The organism is Variovorax sp. YR634 (genome assembly GCF_900106655.1).
Lineage (GTDB): Bacteria > Pseudomonadota > Gammaproteobacteria > Burkholderiales > Burkholderiaceae_C > Variovorax.
Map to the genome: position 1 here is coordinate 1 of NZ_FNOL01000030.1, position 15,946 is coordinate 15,946.

Here is a 15,946-nt window from a genome sequence, read left to right on the forward strand (position 1 = left end):
GGGCTTCCGCACACCGGCTCAAGTCCTCTTCGAGGACTGCTTCAACCAGAATGTCGACATTCAACCCATCGTTGCACTTGGGATTTGAAATCGCCCTTACTTTCTTTTGGCGAAGCAAAAGAAAGTGAGTCGGCCGCCGGGCCGAGACCCGGCCCCAGAAAACAAACAAAGCAATAGTGCCCATATCGCCCCGAAGAAAGCGGGCAAGCCAAGCAACGGCACAATACCCAAGCCCCGTGCGGCAGCGCAACGGCCAGCGCCCGCAACCCTCCCCCTGGAGACCAAGACCATGAAAGCAACCTGGAACGGCGTCACCATCGCCGAAAGCGACGACACCGTGCTCGTCGAAGGCAACCACTATTTCCCGATGAGTTCGCTCAATCGCGACGCAGTCACCTTCAGCAACCACAAGACCACCTGCCCCTGGAAGGGCACCGCAAGCTACTACTCGCTGCTGGTCAACGGCGAACTCAACACCGACGCCGCCTGGTACTACGCCGACCCGAAGCCCGAAGCCGAAGAGATCCGCGACCGCGTCGCGTTCTGGAAGGACGTGAAGGTCAGCGCGCAGTGACCACGGCCGCTTTCACTCCCCCGTTCATCGCCCCCGCCGAGCTGCCTGCCGCATTGCGCGATCAAGGCTATGCGGTGCTCAGCCCGCAGGGCGTCGGCGAATGGCTCGGCGTTCCGCTCGCGCAGTTGAATGCACTGCACGCGGACTGGAACGATCTCCCGCCCGACGAATACCTGAAGGACGGCGGCCGCTACCGCACGCGGCGCCATGCCTGCTTCACCGTCGAAGCCGACGACCATGCCACGCTGGCACAGGTGCCGCATCGCGCGCACTGGCAGCCGGTCGAATACAACGCCCTGCACGGGGGCATGCAGCGCTGGTTCGCGCCTATGCTCGAGGCCACCGTGGCGCAACCCGTGTGGCAGCGGCTGCTGCAGCAGCTCGGCAAGGCCAGCAGCGACATGCGTGGTGCGCCGCAGCGCTGGTACGTGGAAGCGCACCAGTTCCGCATCGACACCGCCGGCGGCATCGGCCGACCTACGCCCGAGGGCGCGCACCGCGATGGTGTGGATCTCGTGGCCGTGGCACTGGTCGGCCGGCACGGTATCAAGGGTGGCGAGACGCGTGTGTTCGAAGCCAACGGCCGCCGCGGCGAGCGCTTCACCATGACCGAGCCTTGGACCCTGCTGGTGCTCGACGATGCGCGCGTGATCCACGAATCGACGCCGATCCAGCCGCTGGAAGAGGGCGGCGAAGGCTGGCGCGACACGCTCGTGATCACCTGCCGCGCCAAGGGTTTCCAGGGGGACTGAAGCCGCGCGGCGGTGCAGTGCGCCGTCGCTGGCACGAGTCCTACAGTCCGCCCGCGGAACAGCGGTTAAATTGGGGGCCCGGCTCCATGTGGGCCGTGTCTGTCTGCGAACGAAAGCGAGGTCCCGCCATGTTCAATCACATCCTGGTTCCGATCGACGGCTCCGAAACTTCCATGCTCGCCGTCAGCAAGGCCAGCGGCCTCGCGCTGGCTTTCGGTAGCCGCATCACGCTCATTCACGTGATCGACAACTACCCCTTCATCGGCGTGGGCGCGGACTATGCGCTCGGCCAGAACGAATACCTCGCAGCAGCCACGGCCAGCGCCAACGCGGCGCTCGCACGCGGCGTGGCTGCCCTGGCGGCCGAAGGCCTGCACAGCGACCAGCGCGTGATCGACGGCCACGTGGTGCACGAAGGCATCGTCGATACGGCCATCGCCATCGCGGCCGACCTGATCGTGATGGGCTCGCACGGCCGCAGCGGTATCGAAAAACTGCTGCTAGGCAGCGTGACGCAGCGCGTGCTGCAGGACGCCAACATGCCGGTGCTGGTCGTCAAGGGAGGCTGACTGATTGGTCAGGAAACGACGACGAAATCGGGCGACCGTTTGAAGTAAAGCTCCTGCCGCGTCACCGGGTGCACGAACCCCAGCTCGCTCGCATGCAACAGCAGCCGCGGCGCACGTGCCTGCAAGGCGGCATCACCGTACAGCGCATCGCCAAGAATCGGGTGCCCGATCGACAGCAGGTGCACGCGCAGCTGATGCGAACGGCCCGTCAGCGGCTCCAGCAGCACATGGGTCGCGGCAGGCTCGCCAGGCAGCAATGAAATCGCCTTCCATCGCGTGACGCTGGGCTTGCCCGCCGGGTCGGTCTTCTGCAGCGGCCTGCGCGGCCAGTCGGCCATCAGCGGTGCGTCGATCAGCGACCAGTCTTCCAGCAGCGGCATCGCGCCATCGACGATGGCTTCATAGCGCTTGTGCACCCGGCGCTCGGCAAAGGCCGCGCTCAGCGCACGCTGCATTTCGATGCCGCGTGCCATCACCACCAGCCCGCTGGTTGCCATGTCGAGCCGGTGCACGATCAGCGCGTCGGGCCACTGCCGCATGGCGCGTGCGCTCAGGCAATCCTGCTTGTCCTCGCCACGGCCGGGCACGCAGAGCAGGCCGGCGGGCTTGCCGAGCACCAGCAGGTGCGGGTCTTCGTGAACGGGTTGCAGGAGCGGCGGCGCGGTCGTCATGGATGCCGCAGAGTGTAGAGAGCACGATGGCGGCCCGTTCCCGCGTTCCCGGCCCCTCATGCCCCGCTCATCCGGCCTCGGCTATCCTTGAGCGGATGTCCGGCCCCGCCCCAGCCTCCGTTTCCTCTTCTCCCCCCAGCTTTTCCGACCTGACGCGCGAACGCCCGTTCATGCAGATGTGGACGGCGCGCCTGTTCGGCACCGCCGCCTCGCAGATGCTGCTGGTAGCCATCGGCTGGCACATGTACGAGCTCACCAGCAGTGCCTGGGACCTGGGCCTCGTCGGCCTCTACCAGTTCGTGCCCGCGCTGCTGCTGGCGCTGCTGGCTGGCCACGTCGTCGACCGCCACCACCGCGGGCGCATCGTGGCGGCCTGTTTCGCGGTACAGGGGCTGGTGGCGCTCGTGCTGCTGCTGGCGGTGCTGGAAAAGCATGATTCGCGCGGCCTGCTGCTGGGCCTGTCCCTGGTGCTGGGCGCCGTGCGGGCCTTCCAGATGCCGGCGCAGCAGGCGCTGACGCCGCTGCTGGTGCCGCCCACCATGCTGTCGCGCGCGATGGCCTTCAGCTCGGCGGGCATGCAGGGGGCGATCATCGGCGGGCCGGCCCTCGGCGGGCTGCTGTTCGTGGCGGGCATGGCGGTGGTCTACGGCGCCAGCGTGGCCTTCTTTGTCGTCGCCTGCGCGCTGGTGCTGCGGCTTCGCTATGCCTACACGCCGGCCGCGCGCGAGCCGGTGACGCTGGCCACCGTGTTCGCGGGCGTCGATTTCATCTGGAAGCGCAAGCCCGTGCTCGGCGCGGTCTCGCTCGATCTGTTCGCGGTGCTGCTGGGCGGCGCGGTGGCGCTGCTGCCGATCTATGCCAAGGACATCCTGCACACAGGGCCCTGGGGGCTCGGCCTGCTGCGCGGCGCGCCGGCGGTGGGAGCGCTGGTGATGTCGATCCTGCTCACGCGCCGGCCGGTCGAGCGCCGCGTGGGGCGCACGCTGCTGCTGGCCATCGGGCTCTTCGGGCTGTGCATGGTGGTGTTCGGCATTTCGAAGAGCTTCGTCGTCTCGCTGATCGCGCTGGCGGTCTCGGGCGGCGCCGACATGGTCAACGTGGTGATCCGCCAGACGCTGGTGCAGCTCGAAACGCCCGATGCCATGCGCGGGCGGGTGAGCGCGGTCAATTCGATCTTCATCGGCGCGAGCAACCAGCTCGGCGAGTTCGAGTCGGGCGCCACGGCGGCGCTGCTGGGGCCGGTCGGCTCGGTGGTGGTGGGCGGCGTGGGGACGATGCTGGTCGCGCTGACCTGGTTCAGGCTTTTCCCGTCGCTGGCCCAGCGGGACCGGCTGGTGGTGGCGGCGCCTTCGGTCAGGCCGCTGGTCAAGTCCTAGTCTGCGAACAGGGCGCGCGCGCCGGGCGCGTCGAGCGTGATGTCGCCCAGCGCCTGCGCCACGCAGGGCAGGATCCAGCCTTCGGCTTTTTCCTCGGCGCTCAGGCCGGGCCATTCGATGATGTGGCGGGTTTCGCCGGACAGCCGCTGGCAGATGCAGGTGCGGCAGGTGCCGTTGCGGCACGAGCTCGGCAGTTCGATGCCGGCGGCCTCAGCGGCTTTCAGGAGCGTGGTGCCGGCATCGGTCTCGAAGTCGAGGCCCGAGGGCTCGAGTCGGACCTTCATGGCTGCGGCGGCTGGCTTTGCTGTTGTTGCTGCTGTTCGCGGCGTTGCTCGCGCAGCATGAAGAGGTAGAGGCTCTCGACCTTCTCGCGCGCCCACGGCGTCTTGCGCAGGAACTTGAGGCTCGAGCTCACGCTCGGGTCGAGCGTGAAGCAACGGATGGGAACGAGCTCGCTCAGGTGCTCCCACCCGTAGTAGTCGACCAGCGCGGTGACGATGGCCTCCAGCGTGACCCCATGCAGCGGGTTGCGCGGCTGGGCCTTCGCGGCCGCGGGGGCCGCTGGGGCAGGTGCTGGAGCGTCGTTCGTCACTTGTTCTTGAGCTTGCCGCGGGGAATGACCGCCGTCGTGATCGTGCGAACGGGCTCGATGCCGCCAGTGCCCACAGGCTTGGGCGGCGAGGTGTCCTTCTTCGGTTTCTTCGCTTCCTTGGTGCTGCGTTGCTGACTCTTGGCCATGTCGATTTCTCCTGTTGTTACGACGGATGCGGCAAGCAGTTTAGCGGTGCGGCGACAATACGCGGTTCCATTGATTTCCCCGCATTCATGTCAGATTACGAAGTTCGCCCCGCCACCCTGCGCGACGCCAAGGCCGTCGCCGAAATCCATTCTCTCGCCGCCAAGGCCGCCTACGAAGGCATCCTTCCCGAGGAAGAGCTGCGCGCCCTGGCCCCGGCCACCCGCGAAGCCAAGTGGCGCGAAGCCATCGAATACAGCGAGCCGCAGGTGCGTGTGGCCGTGCTGGGCAGCGAAATCGTCGGCTTCGTCGGCTTCGACCGCTCGCGCGACCCCAAGACCCCGCCCACCACCGGCGAAATCTGGGCTATCTACGTCAAGCCCGAGCACTGGGACAAGGGCGTGGGCGTGGCCCTCTGGGACGCCGCGCGCGAAGGCCTGGAAGAAGAGGGCTGCACCACGGTCACCATCTGGGTGCCGATCCGCAACGACCGCGCCATGCGCTTCCACGAACTCGCGGGTTTCAAGCGCGAGATGAAGACCGCCAAGACCACCGCCTTCGGCACCGTGCGCGTCGAGGAAATCCGCCTGAAGCGCGACGTTTCCTGACATGGACTCCGGCAGCACCGCCCTCGGCCACGCTGCGCGCGTGCGCGCGCACCAGCGCCGCACGACCGCCGTGCAGTGGATCCGCCGCACCCACGGCTGGTTCGGCCTCTGGGGCGCGGTGCTGGGGCTGCTGTTCGGTTTCAGCGGCATCTGGCTCAACCACCGCGACGTGCTGAAGCTGCCGCAGGCCCAGGAGCGCACGCGCGCCCAGCTGGTGCTGCCCGACCCCGCGCCGGAAACGCCCGAGGCCATGAGCCAGTGGCTGGAGGGTGCGCTGCGCATGAGCGGCCCGCCCAATTCCCGCCGCATCGAGCCCGCCAAGCCCGTCGCCTGGGCCGACAAGAGCGACAAGAGCGCCCCCGTGCTCACGCAGCCCGCGCGCTGGGTGTTCAACTTCGGCGGCCCCAACGAGATCGTGCAGGTCGAGTACTGGCAGGGCAACCGCTCGGTCGGCGTCACCACCACGCACAACGGCTTTGTCGCCACGCTCACCAGCATGCACAAGGGCGGCGGCATGCCGCTGCCGTGGATCCTGCTGGTCGACACGCTGGCTGGCAGCCTGATTTTCCTGTCGATGTCGGGCATGGCGCTGTGGATGCTCACGCACCGCCGCCGCCGCGTGGGGCTGGCGCTGTTCGGCGCATCGCTCGCCGCAGTGCTGGCCATTGCGCTCAGCGCTCTGTGATTCGTACGGTTATTGCAAGGGCGGTTGGCGGCTGCGGATAAGCTCGCCGCTTCTTTTTCAGCCCGAATCCTGCCCATGGCCACCAGCCTGCTCCTGCTGCTCGACGACATCGCGACCGTTCTCGACGACGTGTCGATCCTCACCAAAGTGGCCGCCAAGAAGACGGCCGGCGTACTGGGCGACGACCTTGCCCTCAATGCGCAGCAGGTGTCCGGCGTCAAGGCCGATCGCGAGATCCCGGTGGTGTGGGCCGTATGCAAGGGCTCGTTCGTCAACAAGGCCATCCTGGTGCCAGCGGCGCTGGCCATCGGCACCTGGCTGCCCTGGCTGGTGACGCCGCTGCTGATGGTCGGCGGCGCTTTTCTCTGCTTCGAAGGCGCCGAGAAACTCGCGCACAAGTTCCTGCACAAGAAGGAGCACGACGCCGACACCGAGCGCCACGAGAAGGCCGTGGCCGACGAATCGGTCGACGTGGTTGCCATGGAGAAGGACAAGATCAAGGGCGCCGTGCGCACCGACTTCATCCTCTCGGCCGAAATCATCGCCATCACGCTGGGCACCGTGCAGGGCCAGCCTTTCACGACGCAGCTGAGCGTGCTGGTCGGCATCGCGCTGATCATGACCATCGGCGTGTACGGCCTCGTGGCCGGCATCGTGAAGCTCGACGACGCGGGCCTCTACCTGAGCCAGCGCGCCAGCGCAGGCGCGCGGGCCCTGGGCCGCGGCATCCTGGCCACGGCGCCATGGCTCATGAAGGCGCTGTCGGTGGCCGGCACGGCCGCGATGTTCCTCGTGGGCGGCGGCATCCTGGTGCACGGCGTGCCGGCGCTGGGGCATGCGGTCGGGGGCTGGGCCGCGGCCACCGGCGGTGTGTTCGGTACGCTGGGCTCGATGGGCGTGAATGCCGGCGTGGGCATCGTGGCCGGCGCCATCGTGCTGGTCGTGGTGGAACTGGTCGGAAAGTTGCGCGGCAAGAAGGCCTGAGCCTGCTGCTGAAACCCGCCGCAAGGCGGGTTTTTTTATTGGCGCGTCTTGCCGCGCTTCACCAGCTCGACCACGATCAGTGCCACGCCCAGCACCAGCGCGAACCAGCCGACCAGGTAGGCGCCCGCAACCATCTCGAACCAGCGCGTGCCCTGGAGAAAGCGCGGCCCCAGCAGAACGGCGGCGCCGATCACGAGGCAGAGGATGCCGCGTTCGAGCGTGCGGAGAGGGCGGGATGGTCGTGTCATGGGAGCGGGAGTGTACCGGGCGGAGCGTCAATAGCTGACGTTCAGGCTGACCCCCGAATAGGCGATGTACCCGTAGATTGCGATGTAGAAGTCGCCAGGTGGAGGGTTGCTGATGTTCGCCACTTCGTTGCTGCCATTGACGTAGGGACGAATGTCCCAGGCAGTTGCGCTCGGCAGGCCGCCAAAGCGGATGTACATGTCACCGTCGCCGCCGGCCGGTCCAGCCATGCTGACGTTCATTTGAGTGGTGCCGGCGGGCACCGTGACCTTGAAGTACTTCCAGCTTCCTGCGGCGCCGGTCAGGCCTTGTGCCGGTTGGCCGCTATTGAGAGTGGTGATCGCGGGCTGCGTATCGATCCTGTACGAACGGATCTTCACATCGAAGCCGGACACGGGGTCGTAGGCATTCCAGGCGACGGTGAAGTTGCCGGCGAGATCGCTCGCGATATTGGCATAGCGACCGGCGACGCCTGGCAGATCGACCTGGAACTCGCTGCCGATGGGCGCACCATCGCTGGCGAATTGCTGCGCCACGACGAGAGGCCATGTCCCGGGCGTCGGGTTGTCGATGTTCCAGGCGGCGAAGAAGCTGCCGTTTTCCATCATGCTCACGTTCAGCAGGGAGAAGACCGAAGACGCAGTTTTCGTGATCCGAATCGGTGATCCGATTGCCGCTCCCGCCGAGTTGAACCGTTGAACGTACGCATTCTGGAGGTTGTTGGTCTCGTACGAATTCCATGCAATCAGGAAGTTGCCAAGCGGGCTGACGGCAAGCGATGCGCCGTCCTGGGTGGAAGGCGCCGTGACCACTGGTGTTGCTCCGATGAGCGGAACCCCGGCGCTGTTGAAGCGCTGCATCCATACATCGCCGGCGGTCGTGGGGTTGTTGATCGTCCAGGCAACAGTGATGTTTCCTGACGCGTCGGAGGCGATGCTGTTGGCAACCACGACGGCTGTAGACGGAGGGGTAATCTGGATCTCGTTGCCCAGCGCCACTCCGGCGACGGTGAACCGCCTCAGCGCAAGCGAGCGGTTGCCACCGGAATAGACAGAGTAGAAGGCCGAGAGATTGCCATCCGTATCAAGGCTGACGCAGCCACCTTCAGCGCCTGGATTTGGGCGGAACGCATTCGTCCTGATGTTCCCGTTTCGGTCGTAGAGAGTGATCGCCGCAAGGCTGCCGATGATCGCGAAATTTCCAATGCGATCTGTCGAGATGCAGTTCCCGTTGGCGACTGGAAATTTGATGGGAGAAAGCACACCCGAGGAGTTGATCCGCTGAACATAAGTCATGTTCGTGGGCGAGTCCCGCCACATGACCAGCTTTTCCCCATTTCCTCCTGCGGTTAGCGCGAATTGGCCCGAGAGTTCCTGCGTGCCCGCTGTATTGGTGTTGACCACGATCGGATTGCCGAGAGGCCCCGCGTGACCGGAAACCGCAATGCCAAAAAGTAAAAGGCTGCCGAACGCTGTCAAAAGACGCTTCAATGAATCAAGCAACATGAATTCCCTCTTCCTCAGTTTCGTTTTTAGTCTTCGATTGACGGCTCGAAGAAAAGCCGATTCATCTGTGCGGGGCAGTCCCTACCTCTTCAGTGCGTCATGGCGCCTCGCATGGCAGCCGGATGCCCTTGCAGCGGGAGCGACTTGCCCGTCGGCACCAGCGTATCGCCATCGAGCCGCAGGATCGTGACATCCTGGTCGATGAAGTTGCCCACGTACAGGTACTTGCCATCAGCGCTCCACACCGCGCCTTCAGGCAGGCCGCGCACCACCACCTCGTTGGCGCGCGTGACCTTCTTGCCGTCGATCTTCAGCAGCACCACCGAGCCGTTGCGGTTGTAGAAGTAGGCGCTCTTCGAAGAATTGCTGCCGCGCAGGATCACCGCCACAGCATGCTTGCCGGTCGGGCTCACCGCCAGGCCCTCGGGGCCGTCGCCGACCACCACCTTGTCGACCACGCGTGGCGGTGCGGCTTCGAGATCGATCACGCTCACGGTGTCGACCTGGCCGTCGGACGCGCCCGAGTTGCCGTTGTCGGCCGTGAGCGCGAGCTTGCCGTCGGGCGTCACGTCGACGTTGTAGGGCCACAGGCCCGCCGCGAGGTCGACCTTGTTGTAGCTGACCTTCTCTCCGTTCACGTCGAGCAGAGCGATCTTGTGGCTCGGAAACTTGGCCGCCAATGCGCGCTTGCCGTCGGGCGTGAAGCGCACGTGCGCCACCGAATCGCCCATGGCCACGGTGTCGATCAGCGTCACCTTTTTGCCCGAGATGCGCAGCACGCTCACCGAGTTGTCGGCGCGGTTGGCCACCAGCGCGAGGTCGCCCGTGCGGTTGATCGACAGGCCCGAGGGCTGCTTGCCGACCTGCAGGGTGTCGAGCAGCTTGGGCGGCGTGGTCGTCAGGTCGATCACGAAGAGGCGGTTGTCGGCCACTTGCTTGCGCGCGCCGTTCTCCTCGACCACGTTGAGCGAGTTGGCGACCAGCGCCAGCGTTTCGCCGGGCGTGATCGCGAGATTGGTCGGCGGGCCGGCGATGGTGTTGTCCAGCTGCAGCGTGCCGACGACCTTGGGCGCCAGCGGGTCGGTGCCGATGTCGAGCACCTGCACGGTGTCGCGCCCCATCGGGCCGAGGCTCACGACGCCGGCGTCGTTCCACGACTGCTTCTCGTCATTGGCGACCAGCATCAGCTGGCGCTGCGGCACGGTGGGGGTCAGGTTCGTGCAGCCGGGGAGAGCGGCAAGGGCTGCCAGGGCCAGGGCCGCGAGTGCGGCGGGGCGGAACTGCATGGTGTGTGTCTCCGGTGTAGTTGTGTGCGCGCATGGTAGCGGCAGCTTCGTCGCCAGGCCTCGTGCCCGGCACAATCGATCGACCCAACCCCTGAAACCCCGTCATGACCATCGAGATACCGAAGGAAGCGCGCCAGCAGGCCATCACGTCCATCGAACGCTATTTCCGCGAGAACATGGAAGAGCCGATCGGCAACATCGCGGCGGGGGCGCTGCTCGGTTTCTTCCTCGAAGAGGTGGGCCCGCTGGTCTACAACAAGGCCGTGGCCGAGGTGCAGGAACGCCTGCAGTCGCGCATTTCGGAGGTCGATCTCGAAGTGCACGAGGACGAATTCCAGTACTGGCGCAAGTTCGACAAGCAGAAGAAGGGCAAGTAGGTGTGGCGCGGGCGCACCGCGGCGATTTCAAAAGTGCTTCAAAACGTTGCAAAATTCGAAGCCATGCACCTTCCACGCACGCCCCTTCGCCCCTCGCTTTCTCCCGTCCTGCGCCTCCTGGCTGCCTTGCCATTGGTCGTCGCCGCATCGATGGCCACCGCGCAGCAGGACCCGTCCGGCTTCCCGCTGGATTCGGTCGGCTATCTGAACGAGGAACTGCCCCGCATGGAAGCCGCCATCGCCGCCAAGGACCGCAGCTTCTTCCATGGCGCGATGATCCGCACGGTGCAGTTCTCAGAACGCTGGGGCTTCAAGGTCAAGGCCAACCCCGATCTGGCGGCCTACCCGATGTGCACGTCGGCGGTCATGGACTACGTGGTCGTCGGCATGTGCAAGCTCACGCCGTCCGACGAGTGCGAGCCCGGACTGGCCTCGCGTTTCGACACCAACGTGCAGCGCTGCCGCGAAGTGGCCGCGAAAAAATAGACGGCAGACAAGCCAAAGAAAGAGACACCCGCCATGGACTACACCCGCTACCAGACCCTCGCCATCGCGCGCCGTGGTGCGAATGGCGCGGTGCTCGACATCCAGATGCGGGCGGCCAACGGCAAGCTGCCCACGGCGGGCCATGACGGCCACCGCGAACTCGCCGAAATCTGGCGCGACGTGTCCGCCGACGACACGGTGCGCTGCGCCGTGCTGCGGGGCGAAGGCCAGGGCTTCTCGGGCGGCGGCGACCTCGCGATGGTGCAGGACATGACCACCGACGACGCAGTGCGCCAGCGCGTGTGGCGCGAGGCGCGCGACCTCGTCTACAACATCATCAACTGCGACAAGCCCATCGTCAGCGCCATGCACGGCCCGGCCGTGGGCGCGGGGCTGGTGGCGGGGCTGCTGGCCGACATCTCCATCGCCACGAAGAACGCGAAGATCGTCGACGGCCATACGCGACTGGGCGTGGCTGCGGGCGACCACGCGGCCATTGTCTGGCCGCTGTTGTGCGGCATGGCCAAGGCCAAGTACCACCTGCTGCTGTGCGAGCCGGTGAGCGGCGAGGAGGCCGAGCGCATCGGCCTCGTGTCGCTCGCGGTGGAAGAGGCCGACCTGCTGCCGCGCGCCTACGAGGTGGCCGACCGGCTCGCGGCCGGCAGCCAGAGCGCCATTCGCCTCACCAAGTACGCGCTGAACAACTGGCTGCGCCAGGCCGGCCCGACCTTCGACGCCTCGCTGGCGCTCGAATTCATGGGCTTTGCAGGCGCCGACGTGCGCGAGGGCATTGCCTCGCTGCGCGAACGGCGCGCGCCGAACTTCAGCTGATCGGATCAGGCCTTGCGAAGGCCCTGCAGCGTCTGCAGCAGCACGACGCGGGTCTGCCCGAGGATCATTCCCTTCCACTCCTCGTTGTCGCAGTAGAACGCGTCGCGCAGTTCTGCGCGGATCTCGCGCTTCTGCGCTTCCGGTGCCTCGGGGTGGCGGCGCAGCCAGGTGTCGGCGCGCAGGCGGGTCAGTACTTCGAGGTCGGGCAGCGTGCCGAACTCCAGGCCCATCGGCGCGATCTTCGCGTTCGGGCATTCGTCGTACGCGGTCGAGATCACCGGGCCCGACACGTCGGCCGAGGCCGAGTCGCCCGCGAACGGCGCGAACACGTCCGCGCCCCACCATGCATGGGCCAGCGCGAGATCTTCGGGCGTGTTGCGGCCCGGGTAGATCTTCTCGCCATGGCCGTAGGGGCCGAGACCGGTGTGCACGTCGATCCAGCCGATGTGGGTGGCCGATGCGGCGTACTTGCGCAGGATCTTGCGGATGGTTCCGTTGCTCCACGAGGGCGCAATGCCGCCGTAGAACAGGCCGTCGGGCGAGGTGTACTGGCCCTTGGTCACGGCTGCGCGGAAGGCGGTCATGCCGTGCTGCTGGACGTAGGCGGCCACGGCAGCTTCGTCGGCGGGTGTCGGTGGCCAGGTCGCGGGCAGCACCAGCGGTTCGACATCCGCGTACTCGGCGTTCACCGGCAGGGGCGCATTGAAGTCGATGTGGTTGCGGTTCAGGTCGATGTTGTTTTCGTTTGTGCGGTGCAGGTGCGAAAAGCCGTGCGGGTTGACCGCATGCACCAGCAGCAGCGCGACGCCGGCCTTCTCCAGCCGTGAGAGCAGGTCGGCATCGTTGAGCGTGGCGATCTGCGTGCCCGAGCCGCAGAAGCCTTCAGGGCCGTGCGTGCCCGAGGTCACGAGCAGCAGCTTCTTCGCGTCGATCGCGCCGATCAGCGCCACGTCGGTGGCGAGCTCTTCGCCGAGCGCGCCGCGGTGCGCTTCGAGCACGAACGACTCGACGGCCGCGCCGCGCTGCGCTGCGGCCTCGAGAAACTTGGCGCGGGCTTCGGCATACGTGCCCGAGAAATAACGCGTGGCGGCGGAGCGTTGTGTTGTTGGCATGAGGTGGGGACTCCTGTGCGTGGAATGGTGAGGAAAGTCGTCAGGCCGTTGCGTGGGCGCCCGCGGCATCGATGTCGCGGCCCGTATGGTCGCGCAGCCAGAGCAGGCCGATCAGCGAAACCACCGTCATCGCCACAAGGTACCAGGCCGGCGCGAGCTTGCTGCCCGTGGCGTTGAGCAGCCAGGTGCTGATGAAGGGCGCGAAGCCGCCGAACAGAGCCACGCCCACGCTGTACACCAGCGACATGCCGCTGGCGCGCACCGCCTTCGGAAACATCTCCGGCAGCATCGTGATGCCGGGCACCGTCTGCACCACCAGGCCGAAGCTGAACACGCCGAGCACGACGAACAGCACCGTCGGCGTGGGCGAGGCGTTGAGCCACAGGAAGCCCGGGTAGATCAGGATCGCCAGTGCGATGCGGCTCCAGACGATGAGCGGCTTGCGGCCCACCACGTCCGACAGCTTGCCGACGAAGGGCGCGAAGGCGAACGAGATCAGCCCGGTGAGCGCGGCGCCGAACAGCGCCACCGACGGCGTGAAGCCGAGCTCGCGCACGGCGTACGTCGGCATGTAGAACGTGACGACATATGCAGCCGTGGTGCCGCCCACCAGCGAAAGAATCGCGGCCAGCACCGTCTTGCCGTGCTGCGTGCAGACGATCTTCAGGCTGCTCTCGCGCGGCGCGGCGGCTTCTTCCGGCGAGATGTGCAGCGACTCTTCGAGATGGCGGCGGATGTACATGCCCACCGGCGCGATCAGCATGCCGATGATGAAGGGCACGCGCCAGCCCCAGCTCTGCATCGATTCCGTCGACAGTGTGAAGGTCAGCAGGCCCACCACGACAGCGCCGAGCATCACGCCCAGGCCCTGGCTCGCGAACTGCCAGCTCGCCATGTAGCCGCGGTTGGACGGCGTGGCGTGCTCGACCAGCAGCGTGGTCGATGCACCCACTTCGCCGCCGGCCGAGAAGCCCTGGATGAGCCGCGCCAGCACGATGACGACCGGCGCCGCCACGCCGATGGCCGCGTACGTGGGCGTGAAGGCAATCAGCGCGCAGCCCAGCGCCATCAGGAAAATGGTGAGCGTCATGGCCTTCTTGCGGCCCGCGCGGTCGGCATACGCGCCGATCACGATGCCGCCCAGCGGCCGCATGATGAAGCCCACGCCGAAGCTCGCCACCGTCAGCAGCAGCTGTCCGTACGAATTGAAGGTCGGGAAGAACAGCTTGCCGATCACCAGCGCCAGAAAGCCGTAGACGGTGAAGTCGAAGAACTCCAGCCCGTTGCCGATGGTGGTGGCCACGATGGTCTGGCGCCTGCGTGCGGGGCGTGCGGGGCGAGCGGGGGACGAGGACGGCGCGGGCTGCTTGCTTGGGTTGCTCATGGCTCTCCAGTGTTGGCTTTGCTTTTCGAGGATGTCGGTCGAAGGTATCTACGCACTGACCGCGCCGGATGCTAGAGACTCGCTGCTGTCATGAAAAGACAATAATTGGGCGTCAAAGATAACTTTTGGTTGTCATGAAACCCAATCAGTTGCACGCCTTCGTGGCGGTGGTCGAGCAGATGAGCATTCGCGCCGCGGCCCGCGTGCTGGGCATTTCCCAGCCGGCCGTGACGAAGATCGTGCGCGAGCTGGAGCGCGAAGTCGGGGCGCCGCTGGTGGAGCGCAGCGTCAAGGGCGTGCGGCTCACCGAGTTCGGCAAGGCCTTTGCGCCACGTGCCCGGCTGCTGCTGGCCGACATGCAGCGCGCACGCGACGAGATCGCGCAGATCCGCGACGGGCTCACGGGCAAGGTCTCGCTGGCCGTCAGCACTTCGTTCGCGCTCACGGTGCTGCCGGCTGCATTCAAGGACTTTCACGCGCGTCTGCCGGCGGTCGACGTGCAGTTCAGCGAAACGGTGCTGCCCTGGATGCTGGGGCGCCTGCGAGAGGGCTCGCTCGACTTTGCGGTGGCGCATGTGGTGCCGGGCCGGCTCGATCCGCAGTTCGAGGCGATGGAGCTCTTTCCGGTGAGGCTGGTGGTGGGTCTGCGCGAGCGTCATCCGCTGCGCGCGAGTCGCTCGATCCGCGAGCTCTACAAGGCCGAGTGGATTCTTCCGGGCGACGACCATTTCAGCGGCCGCGAGGCCGTGTCGCCGCTGCTGCCACTGGGCCTGCCGCCGCCGGCGCGGGTGATCCAGGGGCAATCGGTCACGGTGGCGCTGGCGCTGGTCGGGCAGATGGACCTGGTCGGCCTGTTCGTGGAGCCGCTGGCAACGCTGACCTTCAAGCGCCACGGCATCCGGCGCGTGGAGATCGAGGAAGAGCTGCCCATGCTGAGCGTCAGCGTCATCAAGCGCCGTGGGCAACTGCTGACGCCGGCCGCGCAGCATTTCGTCGAATGCATCCAGCGGGCCTCGGCGGTGGCGATGGGCGGCTAGCTAAATCGGCGGAAAGCTGACGCCGGCGTCGCCGGTCTTCCAGGGCGCGTACTTGTGCATGGCGCGTGCGAACAGGTCCGAGGCGGTCCAGCCGGACAGCCACGCTTGCAGGCGGGGCCAGGGCTGTGCATCGAACCACGCGGGCTCGACCATTGCGAACTGGCGCACGAAGGGCATGACGGCGGCATCGGCCAGCGTGGCATGTGCGCCAGTCAGGTGGGGCGAAGTCGACAGCCGGGTTTCGAGGTCGCGCAGGAACAGGGCGCCGCGCTCGCGCGCGGGTTCGCCGCCATCCGCATGCCGGTCGGGGTACTTGTAGCGGTCGAGCTGAGGCTTGAAGTCGTCGTCGCAGATGGCGACCAGCGCGAGCATGTCCTGCAGCGTGCCGGTTCCGGGCTGCAGCCAGCGCAGCGGATCGTTGCGCCGCAGGGCCCACAGCATCACGTCGAGGCTCTGCTCCAGCACCGTGCCGTCTTCGGTCAGCAGCACGGGCACCGTGGCCTTGGGCGAGGCCGCGAGCATCTCGGTCGGCTTGTTCTTCAGCACCACCTCGCGCAGCTCGCAGCGCTGGCCGCTCGCAATCAGCGCGAGCCGGGCCCGCATCGCATAGGGGCAACGGCGGAATGAATAGAGAACGGGGAGGGCGGTGGCGGGCATTCGTGTGTGCGGGCGAAGCGGTCGATTTTCGGCGACCGCGGCTGGCTCGCACCCGGGCGGGGTTTTCATC

At 66.7% G+C, this 15,946-nt stretch carries 22 protein-coding genes; 11 read left to right on the forward strand and 11 right to left on the reverse strand.

Going from position 1 to position 15,946, the window contains the following annotated elements; all coding sequences use genetic code 11:
- Nucleotides 1–184: hypothetical protein (locus BLV60_RS34570; protein WP_218132257.1), on the reverse strand; the 184-nt coding region annotated here is incomplete at its 3' end.
- 105 nt (nt 185–289) lie between these two features.
- Between BLV60_RS34570 and BLV60_RS30755 the strand changes: the two genes are divergently transcribed.
- The 3 genes from BLV60_RS30755 (at nt 290) to BLV60_RS30765 (ending at nt 1,895) form a co-directional block, all read left to right on the forward strand.
- Nucleotides 290–574, forward strand: a complete 285-nt coding sequence (locus BLV60_RS30755; RefSeq protein WP_093059105.1) for a DUF427 domain-containing protein — start codon at nt 290–292, stop codon at nt 572–574.
- Nucleotides 571–1,326 carry a 2OG-Fe dioxygenase family protein gene (locus tag BLV60_RS30760; RefSeq protein ID WP_093059106.1) on the forward strand — a complete coding sequence of 252 codons (756 nt, stop codon included), beginning with the start codon at nt 571–573 and terminating at the stop codon, nt 1,324–1,326. Before BLV60_RS30755 ends, BLV60_RS30760 begins: the two co-directional genes overlap by 4 nt.
- Nucleotides 1,327–1,454: 128 nt before the next feature.
- A complete protein-coding gene (locus BLV60_RS30765) occupies nt 1,455–1,895 on the forward strand; it encodes a universal stress protein (protein WP_007833935.1) in 441 nt (146 codons plus the stop codon).
- A gap of 8 nt (nt 1,896–1,903) precedes the next feature.
- On the opposite strand, the gene BLV60_RS30770 is transcribed toward BLV60_RS30765, so the two are convergent.
- Nucleotides 1,904–2,566, reverse strand: a complete 663-nt coding sequence (locus BLV60_RS30770) for an RluA family pseudouridine synthase (RefSeq protein WP_093059107.1) — start codon at nt 2,564–2,566, stop codon at nt 1,904–1,906.
- 95 nt (nt 2,567–2,661) lie between these two features.
- Between BLV60_RS30770 and BLV60_RS30775 the strand changes: the two genes are divergently transcribed.
- Nucleotides 2,662–3,942 carry an MFS transporter gene (locus BLV60_RS30775; protein ID WP_256216870.1) on the forward strand — a complete coding sequence of 427 codons (1,281 nt, stop codon included), beginning with the start codon at nt 2,662–2,664 and terminating at the stop codon, nt 3,940–3,942.
- Here the strand turns inward: BLV60_RS30775 and BLV60_RS30780 are convergent.
- Genes BLV60_RS30780 through BLV60_RS34510 form a run of 3 tightly spaced genes read right to left on the reverse strand, consistent with a single transcriptional unit; the run spans nt 3,939 to nt 4,680 of the window.
- On the reverse strand, nt 3,939–4,226 hold the full coding sequence (locus BLV60_RS30780) for a 2Fe-2S iron-sulfur cluster-binding protein (protein ID WP_093059109.1): 288 nt from the start codon (nt 4,224–4,226) through the stop codon (nt 3,939–3,941). The two genes, BLV60_RS30775 and BLV60_RS30780, sit on opposite strands and share 4 nt — an antisense overlap.
- Nucleotides 4,223–4,534, reverse strand: coding sequence for a VF530 family protein (locus BLV60_RS30785; RefSeq protein ID WP_093059110.1), 312 nt, complete (start codon nt 4,532–4,534; stop codon nt 4,223–4,225). The genes BLV60_RS30780 and BLV60_RS30785 overlap by 4 nt, the downstream gene beginning before the upstream one ends.
- Entirely contained in the window at nt 4,531–4,680 is a 150-nt protein-coding gene (locus BLV60_RS34510; RefSeq protein WP_013542593.1) for a hypothetical protein, read from the reverse strand. The genes BLV60_RS30785 and BLV60_RS34510 overlap by 4 nt, the downstream gene beginning before the upstream one ends.
- An 87-nt stretch (nt 4,681–4,767) precedes the next feature.
- On the opposite strand from BLV60_RS34510, the gene BLV60_RS30790 reads away from it, so the two are divergent.
- From BLV60_RS30790 to BLV60_RS30800, 3 genes are all read left to right on the forward strand, one after another.
- A complete protein-coding gene (locus BLV60_RS30790; RefSeq protein WP_093059111.1) occupies nt 4,768–5,286 on the forward strand; it encodes a GNAT family N-acetyltransferase in 519 nt (172 codons plus the stop codon).
- Nucleotide 5,287: 1 nt separating this feature from the next.
- Entirely contained in the window at nt 5,288–5,971 is a 684-nt protein-coding gene (locus BLV60_RS30795; RefSeq protein ID WP_093059112.1) for a PepSY-associated TM helix domain-containing protein, read from the forward strand.
- A gap of 75 nt (nt 5,972–6,046) precedes the next feature.
- Nucleotides 6,047–6,955 carry a DUF808 domain-containing protein gene (locus tag BLV60_RS30800; RefSeq protein ID WP_093059113.1) on the forward strand — a complete coding sequence of 303 codons (909 nt, stop codon included), beginning with the start codon at nt 6,047–6,049 and terminating at the stop codon, nt 6,953–6,955.
- Nucleotides 6,956–6,990: 35 nt separating this feature from the next.
- On the opposite strand, the gene BLV60_RS30805 is transcribed toward BLV60_RS30800, so the two are convergent.
- From BLV60_RS30805 to BLV60_RS30815, 3 genes are all read right to left on the reverse strand, one after another.
- Complete coding sequence (locus BLV60_RS30805; RefSeq protein ID WP_093059114.1) at nt 6,991–7,203, reverse strand: hypothetical protein; 213 nt, start codon at nt 7,201–7,203, stop codon at nt 6,991–6,993.
- Between the two features lie 27 nt (nt 7,204–7,230).
- Nucleotides 7,231–8,706, reverse strand: coding sequence for a PPC domain-containing protein (locus BLV60_RS30810; RefSeq protein ID WP_093059115.1), 1,476 nt, complete (start codon nt 8,704–8,706; stop codon nt 7,231–7,233).
- 89 nt (nt 8,707–8,795) lie between these two features.
- Complete coding sequence (locus tag BLV60_RS30815) at nt 8,796–9,992, reverse strand: YncE family protein (protein WP_093059116.1); 1,197 nt, start codon at nt 9,990–9,992, stop codon at nt 8,796–8,798.
- 104 nt (nt 9,993–10,096) lie between these two features.
- On the opposite strand from BLV60_RS30815, the gene BLV60_RS30820 reads away from it, so the two are divergent.
- From BLV60_RS30820 to BLV60_RS30830, 3 genes are all read left to right on the forward strand, one after another.
- Nucleotides 10,097–10,369 carry a DUF2164 domain-containing protein gene (locus tag BLV60_RS30820; protein ID WP_093059117.1) on the forward strand — a complete coding sequence of 91 codons (273 nt, stop codon included), beginning with the start codon at nt 10,097–10,099 and terminating at the stop codon, nt 10,367–10,369.
- 126 nt (nt 10,370–10,495) lie between these two features.
- Nucleotides 10,496–10,855 carry a hypothetical protein gene (locus BLV60_RS30825; protein WP_256329652.1) on the forward strand — a complete coding sequence of 120 codons (360 nt, stop codon included), beginning with the start codon at nt 10,496–10,498 and terminating at the stop codon, nt 10,853–10,855.
- Between the two features lie 33 nt (nt 10,856–10,888).
- The gene (locus BLV60_RS30830; protein ID WP_093059119.1) at nt 10,889–11,686 is read left to right on the forward strand and encodes an enoyl-CoA hydratase/isomerase family protein; all 798 of its coding nucleotides are present in this window, start codon (nt 10,889–10,891) and stop codon (nt 11,684–11,686) included.
- A gap of 5 nt (nt 11,687–11,691) precedes the next feature.
- Here BLV60_RS30830 and BLV60_RS30835 read toward each other — a convergent pair whose 3' ends face one another.
- Together BLV60_RS30835 and BLV60_RS30840 are read right to left on the reverse strand one after the other, a co-directional pair.
- On the reverse strand, nt 11,692–12,798 hold the full coding sequence (locus BLV60_RS30835) for a M14 family metallopeptidase (RefSeq protein WP_093059120.1): 1,107 nt from the start codon (nt 12,796–12,798) through the stop codon (nt 11,692–11,694).
- A 40-nt stretch (nt 12,799–12,838) separates the two neighbouring features.
- Entirely contained in the window at nt 12,839–14,182 is a 1,344-nt protein-coding gene (locus BLV60_RS30840; RefSeq protein ID WP_093059121.1) for an MFS transporter, read from the reverse strand.
- Nucleotides 14,183–14,316: 134 nt separating this feature from the next.
- On the opposite strand from BLV60_RS30840, the gene BLV60_RS30845 reads away from it, so the two are divergent.
- Nucleotides 14,317–15,219, forward strand: coding sequence for a LysR family transcriptional regulator (locus BLV60_RS30845; protein WP_093059122.1), 903 nt, complete (start codon nt 14,317–14,319; stop codon nt 15,217–15,219).
- Here the strand turns inward: BLV60_RS30845 and BLV60_RS30850 are convergent, their stop codons facing one another.
- Nucleotides 15,220–15,876 (reverse strand): glutathione S-transferase, encoded by a 657-nt coding sequence (locus tag BLV60_RS30850; protein ID WP_093059123.1) that lies wholly within the window; start codon nt 15,874–15,876, stop codon nt 15,220–15,222.
- Nucleotides 15,877–15,946: the final 70 nt, after the last annotated feature.